Raw genomic sequence first — 18,211 nt, 5'->3', positions numbered from 1 at the left:
GCGAGTAATGATCAGTTAAGAAAAGAAGTTGACAACATACCATAATTTATACCCAATGTGATTCCTCTACGATTCCGGCAACTTCACTTCCGAACCGGGAAGGCAATGTTGGTTGTGCATTACTATACAGGCTGGAATATTTTCCCTCATAAAAAATAGAAGTATCACGGCTGATACTTGCTGCTTCTACCCGAATACGTACCTCGCCTGTTCCTAATTCTGCTGTTTGGAGCTGATAATTCGAATATGTTCTGGGCCTCCAAACGCATGGAGTTGTACAATTTTTACGACTAATTCCCCCTATAATGTAGAAACTAATTATTAAACCTTTACATATACAGAACTGCTCGGTTCCGTTTTAAAAGGATATCATTCTGAATTAAAGAACGAGAGTACCGTATTTATAGCTAGATTTTCTTTCCGAAGTTTTCACTTGTTAAATCACTCATTTGTAAGTTAGTGATTGGTTTACTTGAGGATACTATGCAACTTATAGGTAAGTATCTGTAAATAAAGTGCGTACTTACCAAAATGAAACAGGCCTTCTATACTAAGAAATGTAATCAAGACACCAGCAAGGGGAGGAACTTAACATGAACAGATTTACAATTCCGCGAGATATTTATTACGGAGAGAATGCATTAGATATTTTGAGAACGTTAAAGGGCCGTAAGGCCGCTTTGGTTATTGGTGGAGGTTCCATTAAGAAGCAAGGTCATTTGGATAAAATAACACAATTACTTGGAGAAGCAGGCATGGAAACACTGCTTATAGAAGGGATTAATACTGAACCTACTGTGGCTATGGTCCAATCTGGAGCTGCACAAATGAGAACATTCCAACCGGATTGGGTGATTGGTATAGGTGGTGGATCACCAATGGATGCTGCAAAAGCGATGTGGATCTTCTATGAGTACCCAGAACTGACCTTTGAACAAGCTGCTGTTCCTTTTTCTTTACCAGAGCTTCGAATCAAAGCTAAATTTATTGGAATTCCTACTACCAGTGGTACGGCTGCGGAAATCTCCAATCTTTCGGTGATTACGGATGAGCAAACAGGCATTAAATATCCCTTGGCAGATTTTGGGCTCACACCGGATATGGCTGTTATAGATCCTGCTTTGGTTAGTCATATGCCTCAACATATGATTGCTTACAGTGGTATGGATGCAGTAACGCATAGCATTGAAGCTTATGTGGCTAAACCACGTACGATTTTTACCGATGCACTTGCGATTGAAGCCGCTGAGGTACTAAAAGATCGTTTGCTGACTTCGTTCCAAGGGGATATTGCTTCAAGAGAGGAAGTTCATTATGCTCAGGCCATGGCAGGTATGTCATTTGCTAATGCAGTCTTGGGGAATGTTCACAGTTTGGCACACAAGAGCGGTCCGATTTTCAATATTCCTCATGGATTAGCAAATGCCATCTATTTGCCGTACGTAATTCAGTTTAATCGCAAAGTCGTGGAAGATCGTTACGCTAATCTCGCGGCTCGTCTAAATTTAAAAGGGGACACTCCTCAGGAATTAACGGATTCCTTAGTGGAATGGGTACGTCATATTAACCGTGAAATGGGGCTTCCCGCTACATTACAAGAGTTTGGTATTAAAGAAGCTGACTTCTTCCAGCATGTAGCAACCATGGCTGTCAATGCAATGAAAGATCCATGTACAGGCACAAATCCTAGAGAAACGTCCGCTGAACAAATGAGAAAATTATATGAAGCTGCATTCTATGGCATCGACGTAAATTTTTAAGATAAAGACTATCTCAAATGCTAAATTAAGGGATTTTAGCGTAAGCCAGAAATGATAACCAAACCAAGAGGCCCATAGATTGTCTATGGGCCTTTTTGCTTTAAGGATAATCATATCCTCCACCGTTGATATTACATTTTCGAAGACGATGAATCCCTAGGGAAAGACCTTTGACCGCCCCGTATTTCTCAATAGCTTGAATCATATACACAGAACAGCTTGGCTCAAAACGACACTTGTTTCTCACTTCAATGGGGGCAAAACGTTGATAAATTCTAATACTCCATATCAGGATCACTCTAGCACGTCGTAGAACGATGAAGAACATACTTGCTATGAAAATAATCTGGGCACTCAGCAAAGCATACACTGGAATGAATGGATTCAAGAGATAGAAACATATCATAGAGACGATTAGCCCTGTGAATAATGCAAGTGTAACGTTAAGCAAAGACTTCAACCAATCGATTTCTGGAATAACATGAGTTCTTATATAGAAACTGCTTCGAGGATCGTTTTCTTCATGATGTGTATGTAAGAGTCTAATAAGTTCTTCTTCGGATGGCATGTTATTATATATCAGTTCCTCAGATTCTGAGTTTCTCATGATTGTTATACTATTATTAAATCTCTCTGTAGAAAATCAGCATATAATGATGCGTTATAACAGGTTGCTGGAGACAACCGGGCTTCTCGGTGACAGCTAGCGACTCCATGGATTGATAGATCCACCCGGATTGTGTTTGTGATTGATGATATCAGAAAATAAATTAACAGCAGCCTGAGTATCACCTCGGTTTACTTGAACATTTTTGGGACCTGGAACGACTGTGTACTCTCTCATTTAAATCATCCTTTCATATGTTGGAATTATGATAATAGACATTCCATTATTTTACTATGGGTATGGTGAACTGTCGATTGAAACTTATTAGATGAGATTGGATTAAATGATAGGCCATCTAACAGGATGGTCTTTGTTGCTATTAAGGTTTAAATTCAAGTGGAAAAGTCAATAAAAGCTCTGTAAGCAACGCTGTACAATCCACTGAAAACCAGTACAATTGAACCTATAAGAACATGAGATAAAGAGAGGGATTTCTCCATGACGGATACAAGTGGGAATCGCAAAGTTGATGGCTATCTAAAGAAACTCAAAACGTGGAAGGAAGAGTCCACAAAGCTGAGAGAGATTATTCGGGATTTTGAACTGACAGAGGATATGAAATGGATGCACCCTTGTTACATGCTGGATGGGAAAAACATCGTTTTAATCCATGGATTCAAAGAGTACGTGGCCATTCTGTTTTTCAAAGGTGCTCTGCTGAAGGATACACACGGCATTTTGGTCCAGCAAACGGAGAATGTACAGGCAGAACGCCAGCTTCGCTTCACTAGTCTGGAGCAGATTGTGGAGCAGGAGGCTATGATCAAAGCCTATATCCAGCAAGCGATTGAAGTGGAACAGGCAGGATTGCAGGTGGAAATGAAAAAGACTGCCGAATATAGCGTTCCAGAGGAACTTCAACAGCAGTTTGATGAGAATCCTGCCTTCCAGGCCGCATTTGAAGCACTGACACCCGGACGGCAGCGGGCATATCTCTATTATTTCTCACAACCGAAACAATCCAAAACAAAAGTGTCACGAATCGAGAAGTCCATGCAGCCGATCCTGGAAGGTAAAGGATTGAATGATTAATCTTATAACAATATATTTGAGGGAAATTAAGAGTGAAAACGAGTTGAAAGCCTTTCAGATATAATCCGAAAGGCTTTTTGCTGTTTTTTCTAAAAGTGTAGATAACAGGAGAGTGTCCCATATGATTCGAACTTACCAATACTACGCAGTTTTTAATCTTGCCGAAGATGGAATTAATGTTACATTTCCTGATTTGCCTGGATGTATCACCTGTGGGGATTCAGTTGAAGAAGCCTTATTCATGGCGAAAGAAGCACTTGAATTATTTTTGGATGGAGAACCTGTTGAAGATATTCCGCCTTCTCAAAGAATAATGCCTCAATTTTTGAACTCTAAAGATAAAGCGTATTTAATTGAAGCAAGTATTACGTATGATTGATGAACTCTATATTTACATATCTGAATTCACCAAACTGAATTTAGTACATCATCGACTTCTTTGAATCACGACCCTTGAGGCTGCCTGAATTCTTTAGGGGTCATCCCACATTTTTCTTTAAATATCCGATAAAAGTACTTCATATCCTGTATTCCTACCTCTCTGGCAATGGTTTGCACACTCCAATCGGTTTCGGATAACAGTTCGCAACTTCGTTGTATACGTTTATTTTGTAACATCTGCGTAAGGGTAAGCCCGGTAACCTGCTTGAATGTTCTTTGGAAATGGCGAGGGCTTATGGCAAATCGCTCGCACAAACGAGTAAGAATGGCGGATTCATCATAATGATTGGATATATAGTTCACTGCAAGTTGAATGTGGTCGGTCATGTCCCCTTGAGTAGACTGAAGATCACTTGGCTCGGCATGCCGTATGCGAGTTAACAAGTCCATCAGATGAAGATACAGCCGGTATCGATATCCTGACTCCTTACATTGAAGTTCAAGGTGTAAAGAGTACATGATCTTTCCGAATTCTTTCTTGTGCTCAGATACTTTGAAGCCGTTCCCTAAAGTACGGAATGTATGAGTGAGCTCATCAATATCATCATAGATCATGCGATCACCGATAGCTTGAGGCCCCGATAATATGTGTTTCTCCACAAGGCAATTCATGAGCGTGACCGACTGATTCAATGTGGTCTGGAACACATGTCTCGTATCTGTAGGAATGAACAACAGGTCTCCACGAGCGATTGGGATACAACTGTCATCGATCGAGAGTGTTCCTTGACCTGCCGATACATAAGACAATTCATAGAAGGAATGCGCATGCTTTTGACATTGGTTATTTCGTATTTCTACCGGATGCATGGAAATGGGAGTGTCATGGAAAGGGTGCTCCATGTAATAGGTTGAATCGTTAAAATTCATAAACAGGAGGCCCCTCCCTCTTCAATTTTTTATTATTTAATTTTAATGGATCAAGCGAATGACTTCAATCAATCAGATGTCGCATTTGCCCATAGGCTGGTCGCCTTAGACCATTTTTTATATAGGGTGAAGTCCTTAAAATGAACATGAATAAAGGATTGGAGGAGAGAATCAAGTGACATCAACATTAATGAGTACATTGCCTCAGACAAGAAAGCCTTATTTACTTCGTAAAGGAGAGGGCACGAGTTATACGTTTGGTAAACAGATAGTTACGATCATGGCGGATGCTGACAGCACAGGAGGACAGTTCGAAATGTTCACCATCGCTGGGAGTAAGGGAGAGGAGTTTCCCCTCCATTTTCATAACAGCAGTTACGAATCATTAATGGTTCTGGAGGGAAGAGTTGAGTTGATGATCGAAGGTCAGTATCATCTGCTAACTGCTGGTGACTATGCACACATACCGCCAGGGACAAGACATGCCTATCGGTTTGCAGGTCATCGAAATCGTATGGTTTCCTATTCGCTACCGGGAAATATCACGTCTATCTTTCCTGTAATTGGTTTGGCCTATTCTTTCAAGGATTACCCGCCGCAGCCCCTACACGAATGGACGAAAGAGGATTTGATCCAAGCCTCCAAGGTAGCCGATATTTGTTTTGAGGATGGAACGCTGCAGTGGGGCGATTCCGAGCTTGTTGAGACGGGAGTATTAGACGGCGGAGTCGTTCCTTATGTATTGGAGAGCGGGGAAGGAGATCGTCTCTTAACGGGAGATCAATTGCATCGCATTCTTGCTTCTCAGAAAAATACAGATGGCGCCTACATTTTCGTATCTACCGAAGGGCCGAAGGGCGAACCTATTGTAGAACATTATCACGAGAGCCATGTGGAGACTTTTTATTGTGTACAAGGCCAGATGACCATGTGGGCGAACGGAGAAGAGATTCAGCTTCATGAAGGAGACTTCCTCCATGTACCGGAAGGTACTACCCATGCCTATCGTCTGGATGCACCGTATACCCGCTTTGTTGGAATGCTTGCGTCTGGTTTGTTTGAGCCATTCTTCCGTATATTGGGAGAACCCTATGAACATTTTATTTTCCCAAATGAACCTGGCCCGTTACGGATGGACCGCGTGATGGCCAATATGAATACACTGGATCTGAAAGTGGTTGCCCAATCACCGTTGCATCGCAAATGAGTACATGATGGATAAAAAAAAGAACCTTTCACAACGATCACAATCGTATAAATTAATTTGGATTTTAGCCTTTGCGATGGTTATTTCCGTGATGAATTCCACCATGTTTAACGTGGCACTGCCTGATCTTAGAGCGGAATTTCGACTGACCTCTTCCCAGGTTAGCTGGGTGGTAACGGCATATATTATTATATACGCCATAGGGTCGGTAACGTATGGCAAGCTGGCGGATATGTTCAAGTTGAAAAATTTGATTACATTTGGATTATGTTGCTTTGCAATGGGGTCACTAATCGGAGTACTGGCGGACAGTTATATGTTCATCATTGTGGCTCGAATTCTACAATCGGTAGGTGCGTCCGTTATTCCGGCATCTTCCATGTTGATTCCAATTCGGTATGTGGCTGAAGAGAATCGCGGCAGAGCATTGGGGATTACTTCGGCTGGTATGGCTCTTGGGACAGCTATTGGTCCAATCATTGCCGGGTTCGTTCTTAGTATGGCAAGCTGGCGTTTTCTCTTCGCGATTTCCATTCTGGTACTTGTTACGTTACCGTTCTTTCGAAAATATCTGGGTAATGACAAGGGGGTAAAAGGACAGGCAGATCTTCCAGGGGGTCTATTGCTGGCGGGTGTCATTACGCTGTTAATGCTTGCGATTACAAGACAAAGCTTGCTCTTGATGCTGTTGATGTTATTGACCCTCGTGCTATTCTGGATAAGGATGAGAAGATCGTCAGCACCGTTTATATCTCTTGATTTGTTTAAAAACAAACGCTACTCTCGCGGACTTCTCATTGGGTCCATGGTGTTGACTTTGAATCTGTGTGTGCCTTATCTGATCCCCCAGATGTTAACCAGTCTCCATCAGTTGTCTGCGTTACAGATCGGATTAGTGATGTCGCCTGGAGCCTTGTTTGCCGCATTATTTGGACTCTTGGGCGGGCGCATTACGGATAAAAAAGGGAATCGTTATTTGTTTTCGTGGGCTTTTGGACTGCAATTCATTGCGTATACGCTATTGTACCTTTTTACAGGTGGTTCGTATGGTGTGGTTCTGTTCGTTCTTATCGCTGCGAACACAGGGCTGACGTTTGCCCAGATTGCTCTTGCGAATACCGTATCCAGAACGTTGCCGAGGCATGAGGCGGGTGTTGGCATGGGTGTCTATATGATGTGCAGCTTCATCGCTGGTGCGATCGGAACATCGATTCTTGGAACCACGTTGGATGCAAAAGGGGCAAGCACTCAAGTATTCGGTTCAATTTATATCTTTTTCGGGATATGGATTGTAGTCTCAGCGGTATTGTTTCTTTCCTTTACCAGAAAAAGAGTGTCCGAATCTGGATCATCCTAGGTTGTACCTGGTATCGCCGGTTTAAAATCGATAGAGATTTTCTGTCATACGCAAGTTATTGAACAGGCTGTCCCACAAGTCCTCTAAAGGGATGGGGCAGCCTATTTGTTATTTTTATATTTACGGAAAGATTCCAATATGCTGAAGCTACAGTAAAAAGATCGGAATAAATAAGGCAGGCAGTAGATTCAACACTTTGATCTTCGTAATCTTCAAGATGTTCAATCCCGTACATAGCACCAGGATACCACCAATCAAAGTAATTTCATTCATGATGTTCGTTGTCATGAAAACGGATAAGAAATCAGCCGAGAAGAAGATTAGAACTTCGATGACCAATAAAATGAACGCTGAGAAGATGATGCCGATCCCGAAGGTGGATGCCAGAATCAATGAGGTAATGCCGGAAAAAATCGTATTGATCTGTAAAAAGGTATTATCCCCCTGTAACGCACTTTGTAGTGGTCCCAGAATCGGGATCGATCCCACGCACAACAATGATATGGCAACCGTTAATCCTTCATTTAAGCCATTGGACGAGAATTTGGTCATGATGTTGGACAAGATGTTCTCGAGTTTAATCAGTTGTCCAATGATGCCGCCTAAGGTGAGGAAAATGATAAACATAATCTGATATTGGCTGGTGGATATGCTGCTCATGGTTGTACTAATGCCTATGATGAGCGCGCTGATTCCAATCACTTGATTGAGTATGGACTTATAACCGTCATTCATGAACCTTTTGGAGATGGCTCCAAGGGTACTTCCGCATATAATGGAAAAACAATTGATCAATATACCAAGCATGATTTCACTCCTGAATTCACCAAACTGAGTTTAGAACATCGTCGACTTCTTTGATTCTTGTGACAGATGGTGTTTGAATTAGATTTCCTTTGACCATGACCATAGCGATGTCAGACAAGGCCTCGATATGTTCGAGCGGATTTTGCTCCATGATAATCAGATCGGCATGTTTCCCGATATCCACCGTCCCTGTAACATCGTCAACACCGAGGATCTTCGCATTGGTTCGGGTCACCATGTCAATGACCTGTTTGGTGTTCAGGTTGGCCTGTCTCATGTAATGGTCCATCTCTCTCCACATATCATAGTGAGTCACGTAAGGCATAGCGGCATCAGTACCTATACCGATGGTGATGTCGTTTTCGATCGCCTGTTTTACGCCTTTGAGCATTGAATCGTAGACGAGTCTGGAATTCTCTTTTACCGTTGCACTTACCTTCGTTACGCTCGTATCCAGTGAAGCGGAGGGATAAGCGGCTTGCAGGGTGGGGAGGAGTGCGGTGTAGCCATTCAGGGCATTGGGATTATTTTTGTACAAACGAATGATTTCGTCGTCCATCTCCGAACCGTGCTCAATGGTATCGACACCACCTTGTAACGCGACCCTTACGCCTTCCGTGCTCTCCACATGCGCTGCCACCCGTAAGCCAATCTTATGAGCTTCATCGCAGATCGCCGCAACTTCGTCCACCGTCATCTGTAAACGGCCAGCTTCGCCCACCATTTTCGCATCTGTCACGCCACCCGTCACACAGATTATAATCAGATCCACACCGTGTTTCACATTGATGCGTACATTTCTTCGTGCTTCCCACGGAGAATCGCCTACCAGAGCGAGGAATGGAGCACCATGCCCGCCTGTGACACTTAGGAAAAACCCAGAGACAAGCAGATTAGGGCCGACAAAGTCACCGTTGTTAATCTCATCCCGCAGCTGGACGTCGGTGTAAAAAAATTCCCCGACACTGCGCATCGTTGTGACACCCGCATGGAGTGCGGTCAGTGTGTTGCGTTTCATTCGTTTTTTCAAAACGTTTCTGCCGAACTTCGTGTTCAATATCCGATCATAGGCAAACTGCAAGAAGCCTTCACTGACCGAGAGACTGAACGGTTTACCATCTGCAAAGAGGTGCACGTGGGCATTGATCAGTCCAGGCATTACGTATTTCCCTGGGAGGTCGATCGTTGTGTAGTGACTTGGGATATACAACTCATGATCTCGGCCGATATCCTGAATGAGGCCTTGTTCATTGACGAGAATGGACATGTTTTTTTGCAGATTACGGTTCGCATCCCCGTGGATCTGATTGACGTTTTTTAATGCGTAAGCGGTGTTCATGTTGTGTTCCTCCTTTGGATATGGGTGAAGCGAGTAGTTAGGGTAACGAAGATACTTGCTTCAATAATGAATAGTTAATTCATTTTTAGGTCAAAAAAATAGGCTGATCTATGATGAAGTTTTTTGCGTGCAAACCATGTGAAGTTGATCTGATCTGCACGCTTTGTCTATCCGGCATAAATGATGAGATGGAGCGTTATTCGTTGAGACTCTTCATACCGTACAGTCTGTATACATACAACGCTTCGAATATTTGTTTCCGGCTGTCTTCACTCATATCCCGCTTCAATAGATCCAGGTTCATGTCGATCACATTGTGCGCGAGAATGTTCAGCAAGATCAAGTTCTCCTCGGTGCCAATCTCATATCGTTTATATTGATTCTTCAGATAGGCCTTCTTGGTTTCGATCATCAGCTCAACAAGTTCGTTCTTGGCGTTGGTATAAATCGTACCTTTATTCTTTTCGAAAATAATCACGATCTGATTCCGGTACTTACGTAGCACATCCACCTGTTCCTGCAACAGCGCCGACTTTTGCTCGCTATCCGTTTTCTCGAACAAGGTCTGATTATCAAAGTGGATCGTCTCCACCAGTACATTTTTCAAATAATCCACCAGATCCGGCGGCACGACGGCGTAGAATAGTTCTTTCTTATTCTTGAAATAGGTATAGATATTGCCCACGGAAATATTGATCTCATTCGCGATATCGCTCATCTTGGCATCCACATAACCTTTTTCAAAAAAGACTTTGAGCGCCGCGTATTCAATCTCTTTCCTGACTTCGTCTTTCTTGGCTTGCACCATCGGGAACGACTCCTTAATAGTGAATAGATGATTCGTTATTAGGATAGACCTTTTTGGAGGGGGTTGTCAATATTTTAAATATATACTGAAAACACTATGAATTCATAGGTACGGTGATACTCATGGCTACTTAGAAAATAGCGATATTAGTTAATAATTTTGTAATAGAATGGCGAGTATATTGCATTAGAGTGAAATTCAACCAAAAGCAAGTGAGTAGTTTGGTCTAAATGTAATTTCAGTTATTAGGTCCTAGTTCTGAAAATTCTTCTAATTTTTGTAGAGGAAATAGTCTATAAATGTAGAATAAGATTTTATAGGTCAAATGTAACAGATCTAACAAGGCCTTAGAGGTAGAAATAATTGAAATTTAAGTTCTTATTATTAGAATTGGAGTGAACAGTATGCAAATTTCAAAAGTTAAGATTGAGAATTTTAGACTTCTCAAGTCCCTTGAACTTGATTTAGAAAAGGAATTGTCTCTGGTAATTGGTAAAAACAATTGTGGTAAAACTTCATTACTTTCAATATTAGACAAATTTATTGGTTCAAAAGCAAACGTAAATACATTTTCTCTCGATGACTTTAACATTGATTTTCTTAGAGATCTGATAAATAGAATAGAAGCTGAAGAAGATGAAGAAAAAGAAAGTAGTACATATTTAGGCATATCATTAATGTTATTTATAAAGTACGACGAAGGGGATGACTTATCCAATATAAGTAAATTAATGTTGGACTTAGATCCTAATCATAGAACAATTGTTTTGAAATTTGAATATAGGCTGATACAAGAAGATCTAAGAAAGATGAGAAATGATTACAAAGAATTTCAAGATAAACAACTCATAAAAAAAAATGTAGAGATAGAGGATGGCAAAGTTGAAAACAGAGGGAATATTTTTTTGAGAGATAATCATAAGAAGTATTTTAAACTATCGAAAAAATCACTTGGTTACGATACGGAAACGTCAACTGAAATAGAAAGTGAATACATTGATTTATTGAAAGAGAAGATTGCAATCGAAAAAGTTATAAGCTTTAAAATGATCAGTGCTAAAAGAAATGTATCTAATATCGATTCGGATAAAACATTATCAATTCTATCATCAAATTATTACAAGAAAAAAGAAGAAAAGAATCAAGAATCAGAGAAAATACAGGAATTCAAAGATATTCTAAGCAGAACAGATAAGCACTTAAATGAAGTGTACAATAATTTGTTTGAGAAAATAATAGAAAAGGTCGGGATGTTTGGCGGTATTAGAAAAGGTGACTCTAATATAAAAATTGTATCTACTTTACAACATAAAGAATTATTAAAAGACAACACAACTGTAATGTATGATCATAATGGTGAACACTCCCTTCCTGAAAATTATAATGGTCTAGGATATCTCAATTTGATAAGTATGATATTTGAGATTGAGCTGATTCTAAGTGAATTTAGATTTGAAAATAAACTGAACGAAGAACCAGCAAATATAAACTTGCTTTTCATTGAAGAGCCAGAAGCACATACTCATCCACAAATGCAATACATATTTATAAAAAATATTAAAGATATTTTGAACAGTGCGAGTAAGGGTGACGATGGTAAAAAGTTCAATTTACAAACTATTATTACAACTCATTCTTGCCATATTACTGCTGAGAGTGACTTTAATGATATAAAATACTTTTATAAAACTAATCAAAATCAAGTTATTGCAAAAAATTTAAAAGATTTAGAGAAAGAATATGAAAAGGATAAAGAAATCAGTAATTTTAAATTTCTAAAACAATATTTGACGTTACATCGAGCAGAGCTGTTTTTTGCGGATAAAGCAATATTCATAGAGGGTGACACAGAAAGGTTATTATTACCTGCAATGATGAAAAAGATTGATCAAGAGACGGATGAAAATCCACTACTCTCACAAAATATTTCAATAGTAGAGGTAGGTGCATACTCTCATATTTTTGAGAAATTCATTGCTTTTATTGGAATAAAATCGTTAATAATCACTGATATAGATTCTGCTATGAAAAAAGTTAAGAAAAATGAAGATGGCAAAGAAAAAATTAAAATTATAAAATGTAGAGTTTCTGATGAGGGGGCCTTCACGACTACAAATGCTTCATTAAAATATTTTGTTAATTACAGCAATTATATTGTTTCCCAATCTTTTGGAAAAGAAGTAGCTTCAACTTCAGAGATTCTAATAAGCGAGCCTAGTGAAGAAGTCGATATTTTAAATTTTTATAGCAATTTGAACTACAGTGAGAGAATACTTTTAAAAGATCCAGAAACGAAAAAATGGTTACCCTCTGATGGTGGTAATTTATTAATTATTTATCAAACATCTGAATTAAACTCTTTAAATATTGCCTATCATGCAAGAAGCTTTGAAGATTCATTTTTTCACATAAATAGGCAGTTTATTATAGATAATAAAGAAAGTTTCAAGAGTTTAGTGAATATAAAATATTTCGAAGATAAAGAAAAAGATTCCTATTTTTTAGCTGAGGAATGTGTAGATAAAAAGCCATCTTTTGCAATGGAAATCTTACTAAATAGTAAGGAGATAAACAATAAAAAATATTGTAATTGGGATATCCCGAGTTACATAAAGGAAGGGTTATTATGGTTGAAGAACAATTAGAAGTTGAAGTTGAACAAATATTTAAATTAATCAGTAATGGGCATAATTTTTTGTTAAGTGGAGGGGCAGGTAGTGGGAAAACTTATTCTCTAATAATGGTTATAAAGAAGGCGATCAGAGATAATCCAACCGCAAAAATTGCTTGTATCACTTATACAAATGCTGCTGTTAAAGAAATAAAAGACAGAATAGATCACAATAATTTGTATGTAATGACTATTCATGAATTTTTATGGAGCATGATTAAGCCTTTTCAAAGAAATCTAAAAAAAGAATTGATTTCTCTTATCAACGACGAAAATTCTAAATTTGCTAGCCCTGATGGTATTGTTGATAAGGGATATTTTGACTCGATAGAGTCAGGTATTCAGTATAAGGATTATGTTCGAATCAGAGAAGGTATAATTTCACATGATGAAGTTTTGGAGTTGTCAAATCTAATGTACAAGAAATACCCCCTACTTTGCGATATTTTAAAGGATAATTACAGATTTATTTTTATTGATGAGTACCAGGATACTAGTCAATTAGTTATTGAAATATTTTTAGATCATCTTAAGCAAAGCAAAAAGAAGAATATAATAGGTTTTTTTGGGGATTCTATGCAATCAATTTATGATAAAGGTGTTGGTGATTTATATAAATATATTGAAAAACAGGATGTTAAGGAAATTTGGAAAAGACAGAATCGTAGAAACCCTAGTAAGGTAATTAATTTAGCAAATAATTTAAGGTCAGATGGCTTAATCCAAGAACCTTCCCTTGACAATAAAGCTCCTAACATGTTGAAAGGATTCATTAGAGAAGGTAATATAAAATTTTTATACTCATCAAACAATGATCTGAATGAAATTAGAAAGACAGAGTACTTTGCTGGTTGGAATTTTAATGACTCCAAACAAACAAAAGAATTATACCTTACACATAATTTAATAGCTCCTAAAGCAGGGTTTCCGGAATTAATGGAGATATATGATAAAGATCCGATAATTGATTTGAAAAATAAAATAAAGGAAAAAATAAAAAAAGATAATATAGAAATCAATGAGGACTATTCTTTTGATCAAGTTGTGGACTTAATCGCACTAAAAAATAGAAGTAAACTACGAAAAGATATTATCACAGAAAATCCTATTCATAGTGTCCTATACGATGAATTGAAAAACGAACTATTTTCAAAAGTTAGCAAAATATATCTGAATAAGGATTCCTTAATTGATGATAAGAAACAAGAAGAACAAGATATAAATAAAGAAGGCTCGAAAAGGGATGCTCTAATTAAACATCTATTCAAGATACAAACTATTATTCAACTTTATAAAGATAAATTATATAACGACTTTATCAGAAAAACTGAGTTAAAAATCACTTCAATAAATATGAAGAAAGAGATAAACGAAACTATCTCTATTGTAGATCAAATGTTCAATTCGACGATAGAGGAAGTTATTGATTTCGTAGATGAGAGGCGCCTTTGTCGTAAAGACGATAATTTTTATAATTTCATAAATGAAAATGAGTATATATTTAATAGAGTTAAAAAAGTGAAATATCAGGAGTTTCAAAATTTGTTTTATTATTTAGAAGGGCATACTCCGTTTTCTACGCAACATAAAATTAAAGGTTCGGAATTTGATAATGTTCTTGTAATACTAGACAATGGGAAATGGAACGATTATAACTTTGATTACTTATTTAGTAGAAGAACAGAAAAAGAAACAATTTTTTTAAGAACACAAAAAATTTTTTATGTATGCTGTACCCGAGCGAAAGAAAATTTAATAGTTTTTTATCATAATCCTAGCGAAATTGCAATCAATCAAGCAAAATTATGGTTTGGAGAAGAAAATGTAAAAAAGATATAGTGCTTAATTGTCTATTGAGATGTGATTAACTGGAATTTATTATATAAGTATTGATTTACTTAGATCCATGCAGTGCAATTAATCTATTATCAATCTAAAATGATACGTATCGACGTACCACACTTTTCTATTCTTTATGTTACCCTCTCTATACAAAGGAGTGGTGACATGACAAGAACCAACAGCGAAGACCTCGCTTTGCAGTACGCACAATTTGTCCAACAGGAAGACGATTACATCGACCAACTCATTACATGCAACAAACTCATCCTGGACGCCATGGACATCATCGCGAAGCAGGCAGGTGTGCTAGACATGGATACCGTGAAACAAGCAGCATATCACCTTCATTCCATGGAACAGGATTTGAACCGAAAGTTATTTAAAGTCCGACTGGAGAAGAGCATCTTGGCGAATCGAATGAGCCAGTCTACATAAAATCACCTTAACAAAAGGACAGTGCAGGATCACACAAGATGATCTTGAACTGTCTTTTTGTCGTTCCATCCATACGTTTTTCACTCTCAATTTAGCATTGACTTTCCCTGCAATTCCTCATACACTTCAATTATTAAAATACTTTTAAAAACATTCATTGAATGGTTCAAAATGAACGAAAGGAGGCAAACAACTAACCATGCTACACACATCACACAACACTCAGCAGGTCAAACGTATTAACGTTGAATTGGTGAAGAATACGCTCCGATCCATGGGAGTGGGCACTAAGGCTTCCATTGCGAATCTGACGAAACTCAGCGTAGCGACATGCGGCACCATCTTGAACGAATTACTCCAAACGGGTGAGATTATCGATCTGGGTCCAGATGAATCGAGTGGGGGAAGACCTGCCAGTCGGTATCAATTCAATGCGGACTACGCAAGCGTACTGTGCCTGATTATTCGAACAGAGGGCGGCATTCACTCGATCACACATACATATGCCAATCTGAACGGTGAGATGGCGGACGAACAGACGCTCTTTTTGGATGAGATTAATGTTCCGGTGGTAGAGGATCTGATTGCAAATCTGATTGAACAACACCACAATATGCAGGCGATTGGTATCGGCATACCTGGTGTGGCACACAACGGTGTTATTGGCATTTGCGATGTACCGGAGTTGATGTATCAGCCACTCGGGCCAAGGCTTAAGGAGCAATATGAAGACGTGGAAGTGGTCATTGGCAACGATATGAACCTGACGGTCTACGGGCTGTATAACCAGCAGCAATTTGAGGAAGAGAAGAACTTTGCGGTGGTGACTTTTCCGGAGAATCATTTTCCGGGTGCAGGCTTTATCATTGATGGTCGTCCGCTGACCGGGAATACGCAATTTGGGGGCGAGGTGTCCTTCTTACCTTTTGGCGTATCACGAGAAGAGCAGCTACGAATGTTGAAAACGACAGAGGGTTTGCAGGAGCTCGTCGTACAGACGCTTGTATCCATCATCGCGATCATTAACCCCGCTACGATTGTAGTCACAGGGGATACGACGGACCCTGCTATGAGGGATGACCTGACGCAAGGTTGTCTGGATCGAGTGATTCCACTGGAGCATATGCCGGAGTTGATTATTCAGAGAGACACTCGGCGCGAATATGTGACTGGTCTAGTCGCTGTTACACTGGAGAGCCTGACCTACCGCATTCAGGTTATTGAGAAGCAGTGGTAAACAACTACTTTTATGAAGTTAAGCAAAATATCTCACACGATAACGGAGAGTGCGGAACCAATCTGAAGAGCGCCTTTATCACCGGATTTTCCCTTTAGGACATGGGATCAGAAAAATCTGGGGATAACAGCGGTCGGAAGATGGTACTGCAATCGTAGTTATGAAGTGTAACCATTTTTCTGAACACAATGGAGGAACTTATTTTGAATCAGCAAGCAGGTACACAAGGAAACAAACGAAAGTTCAACAAGCTGTACGCCATGCAATTGGCAACGATCTTTCTTGGATTTATCGTATTCGGGATATCGGAAAATATTAAGGGGCCAGCCATCCCGCGCATTCAATTCGACTTCAATCTGGATGAGAAACAGCTCGGGACGTTATTGTCCCTGAATGCACTAGGGTACCTGATCGCCTGCTCCTTCACGGCTATTCTGGTTCGCAAATGGGGCATCAAGGCGGTTAGCATCATATCATTTGCATCGATGATCCTCTCGGGTGTGTTCATTTATGTGTCTCATACCTATCCACTCTTTGCTTCATCGTACTTCTTCATGTATATCGGTAACGGCATGCTGGAGATTGCCTTGGCGATTCTGGGTGCGCGGATCTTTGTAAAAAACACAGGTACGATGATGAACCTGTCCCATTTCTTCTATGGACTGAGTTCAACGGTGGCTCCTTTGCTGGCGACGGGTGTCATGTCCTTGAAAGTGTTTGGTCACGAACTGGACTGGCGCGGCATGTATCTGGTGATGTTGTCACTCTGTCTGCTGCCGATTATTGCGGCGCTGCGCAGCAAATTCCCGGGGGACGATCTTCCGCATGAAGATCGGACTTCACTGAAGACGTTAACACGTGATCCTGCCCTTTGGCTGATGGTGCTCATTCTTTCTTTTGGCGTGGTATCGGAGCTGGCGGTTGGGGGGTGGCTGGTTAATTTCTTGGAAAAAGCCTACTCGTGGGACACGGTCAAAGCCTCCGGGTTATTATCTGCGTTCTTCCTCACGTTCTCGCTGGGACGCCTGCTGCTTGGACCATTGACGGACCGGATCGGATTTGTATTGTCACTGATTCTGTTCTCGGCGTTCTCGGGAGTATGTACGTTCGTGGCGCTTGCAGGGGGAGAGCGTCTTGCGATTTTCTTTGCGATATCTGGCGCGGGAATAGCGATGATCTATCCAACAGTGATGGCATTTATCGCACGCAGATATCCGAACGGCAGTGACACTGCGATTACGTTCACAGTTACTCTGATGGGGGTTGGTAGTGTCATTGGTAACTATGTGATTGGCTGGGTGATTGAGGGCGTGAAGAATCTGTACGGTTCAACGACTCAGTTGGGACTGCTGCGCGGACTTCAGGCGGGGTATGGATTTATCGGCTTATGTGCGGTAATCTGTGCGGCATCTGGTGTAGTGTTATATGTGTATTTGAAAAGAAGGCAGGAACTGATTTAGTTGTTACGTAACACCAAGCTTCATTAAGAACTCTTTCTCACCCCAACTACGGAGTGGAAGGAGTTTTTTTATACTGCGAGAGAGACTTTTCATACATATAGATCAGGATCAACTGACCAATTGGTACGATATAGACCTTCAGTCCGACCAGCTGGACAAAATGTTACAAAATAGCATTATTTACTTTAACAAGCTGAATATTTTGGCGAATTATATATAGGAGGCATTATGGATACTTCAAAAAAATGAGTGTAGCGGCTATAGCAACGATAGCTCAT

16 protein-coding genes are annotated in these 18,211 nt (G+C 39.8%); 10 read left to right on the top strand and 6 right to left on the bottom strand.

Features of this window, described 5'->3' with window-relative positions:
• Positions 1 to 46: 46 nt before the first annotated feature.
• Entirely contained in the window at positions 47 to 157 is a 111-nt protein-coding gene (locus M1D71_RS22000; protein WP_458127325.1) for a hypothetical protein, read from the bottom strand.
• A gap of 436 nt (positions 158 to 593) precedes the next feature.
• Here M1D71_RS22000 and M1D71_RS21995 point away from each other — a divergent pair, with 436 nt between their 5' ends.
• Complete coding sequence (locus M1D71_RS21995) at positions 594 to 1,760, top strand: iron-containing alcohol dehydrogenase (protein WP_458123676.1); 1,167 nt, start codon at positions 594 to 596, stop codon at positions 1,758 to 1,760.
• Between the two features lie 100 nt (positions 1,761 to 1,860).
• Here M1D71_RS21995 and yidD read toward each other — a convergent pair whose 3' ends face one another.
• Positions 1,861 to 2,088 carry a membrane protein insertion efficiency factor YidD gene (gene yidD / locus M1D71_RS21990; protein ID WP_458127324.1) on the bottom strand — a complete coding sequence of 76 codons (228 nt, stop codon included), beginning with the start codon at positions 2,086 to 2,088 and terminating at the stop codon, positions 1,861 to 1,863.
• Positions 2,089 to 2,865: 777 nt separating this feature from the next.
• On the opposite strand from yidD, the gene M1D71_RS21985 reads away from it, so the two are divergent.
• A complete protein-coding gene (locus M1D71_RS21985) occupies positions 2,866 to 3,459 on the top strand; it encodes a YdeI/OmpD-associated family protein (protein WP_458123675.1) in 594 nt (197 codons plus the stop codon).
• Between the two features lie 121 nt (positions 3,460 to 3,580).
• A complete protein-coding gene (locus M1D71_RS21980) occupies positions 3,581 to 3,838 on the top strand; it encodes a type II toxin-antitoxin system HicB family antitoxin (RefSeq protein WP_458123674.1) in 258 nt (85 codons plus the stop codon).
• 65 nt (positions 3,839 to 3,903) lie between these two features.
• On the opposite strand, the gene M1D71_RS21975 is transcribed toward M1D71_RS21980, so the two are convergent.
• Positions 3,904 to 4,770 carry an AraC family transcriptional regulator gene (locus tag M1D71_RS21975; protein WP_458123673.1) on the bottom strand — a complete coding sequence of 289 codons (867 nt, stop codon included), beginning with the start codon at positions 4,768 to 4,770 and terminating at the stop codon, positions 3,904 to 3,906.
• 190 nt (positions 4,771 to 4,960) lie between these two features.
• Between M1D71_RS21975 and M1D71_RS21970 the strand changes: the two genes are divergently transcribed.
• Both M1D71_RS21970 and M1D71_RS21965 read left to right on the top strand, forming a co-directional pair.
• On the top strand, positions 4,961 to 5,977 hold the full coding sequence (locus M1D71_RS21970) for a quercetin 2,3-dioxygenase (RefSeq protein ID WP_458127323.1): 1,017 nt from the start codon (positions 4,961 to 4,963) through the stop codon (positions 5,975 to 5,977).
• Between the two features lie 7 nt (positions 5,978 to 5,984).
• The gene (locus tag M1D71_RS21965) at positions 5,985 to 7,334 is read left to right on the top strand and encodes an MFS transporter (protein WP_458123672.1); all 1,350 of its coding nucleotides are present in this window, start codon (positions 5,985 to 5,987) and stop codon (positions 7,332 to 7,334) included.
• A 147-nt stretch (positions 7,335 to 7,481) separates the two neighbouring features.
• Here the strand turns inward: M1D71_RS21965 and M1D71_RS21960 are convergent, their stop codons facing one another.
• From M1D71_RS21960 to M1D71_RS21950, 3 genes are all read right to left on the bottom strand, one after another.
• Positions 7,482 to 8,141: a DUF554 domain-containing protein gene (locus M1D71_RS21960; protein WP_458123671.1), complete on the bottom strand. Its 660-nt coding sequence runs from the start codon at positions 8,139 to 8,141 to the stop codon at positions 7,482 to 7,484.
• 16 nt (positions 8,142 to 8,157) lie between these two features.
• On the bottom strand, positions 8,158 to 9,480 hold the full coding sequence (locus M1D71_RS21955) for an amidohydrolase family protein (RefSeq protein ID WP_458123670.1): 1,323 nt from the start codon (positions 9,478 to 9,480) through the stop codon (positions 8,158 to 8,160).
• 196 nt (positions 9,481 to 9,676) lie between these two features.
• Positions 9,677 to 10,288: a TetR/AcrR family transcriptional regulator gene (locus tag M1D71_RS21950; protein ID WP_458123669.1), complete on the bottom strand. Its 612-nt coding sequence runs from the start codon at positions 10,286 to 10,288 to the stop codon at positions 9,677 to 9,679.
• A gap of 404 nt (positions 10,289 to 10,692) precedes the next feature.
• Here M1D71_RS21950 and M1D71_RS21945 point away from each other — a divergent pair, with 404 nt between their 5' ends.
• The 5 genes from M1D71_RS21945 (at position 10,693) to M1D71_RS21925 (ending at position 17,933) form a co-directional block, all read left to right on the top strand.
• The gene (locus tag M1D71_RS21945; protein WP_458123668.1) at positions 10,693 to 12,933 is read left to right on the top strand and encodes an ATP-dependent nuclease; all 2,241 of its coding nucleotides are present in this window, start codon (positions 10,693 to 10,695) and stop codon (positions 12,931 to 12,933) included.
• Positions 12,915 to 14,798, top strand: a complete 1,884-nt coding sequence (locus M1D71_RS21940) for a UvrD-helicase domain-containing protein (protein ID WP_101314495.1) — start codon at positions 12,915 to 12,917, stop codon at positions 14,796 to 14,798. Before M1D71_RS21945 ends, M1D71_RS21940 begins: the two co-directional genes overlap by 19 nt.
• A gap of 168 nt (positions 14,799 to 14,966) precedes the next feature.
• A complete protein-coding gene (locus M1D71_RS21935) occupies positions 14,967 to 15,236 on the top strand; it encodes a hypothetical protein (RefSeq protein ID WP_458123667.1) in 270 nt (89 codons plus the stop codon).
• 199 nt (positions 15,237 to 15,435) lie between these two features.
• On the top strand, positions 15,436 to 16,473 hold the full coding sequence (locus tag M1D71_RS21930; protein WP_458123666.1) for an ROK family protein: 1,038 nt from the start codon (positions 15,436 to 15,438) through the stop codon (positions 16,471 to 16,473).
• 260 nt (positions 16,474 to 16,733) lie between these two features.
• The gene (locus tag M1D71_RS21925) at positions 16,734 to 17,933 is read left to right on the top strand and encodes an MFS transporter (RefSeq protein ID WP_458127322.1); all 1,200 of its coding nucleotides are present in this window, start codon (positions 16,734 to 16,736) and stop codon (positions 17,931 to 17,933) included.
• Positions 17,934 to 18,211: the final 278 nt, after the last annotated feature.

This window comes from Paenibacillus sp. Z3-2 (assembly GCF_054161325.1).
Note: the sequence above shows the minus strand (reverse complement) of the source record. Positions and strands in the feature narration are given on the sequence as shown.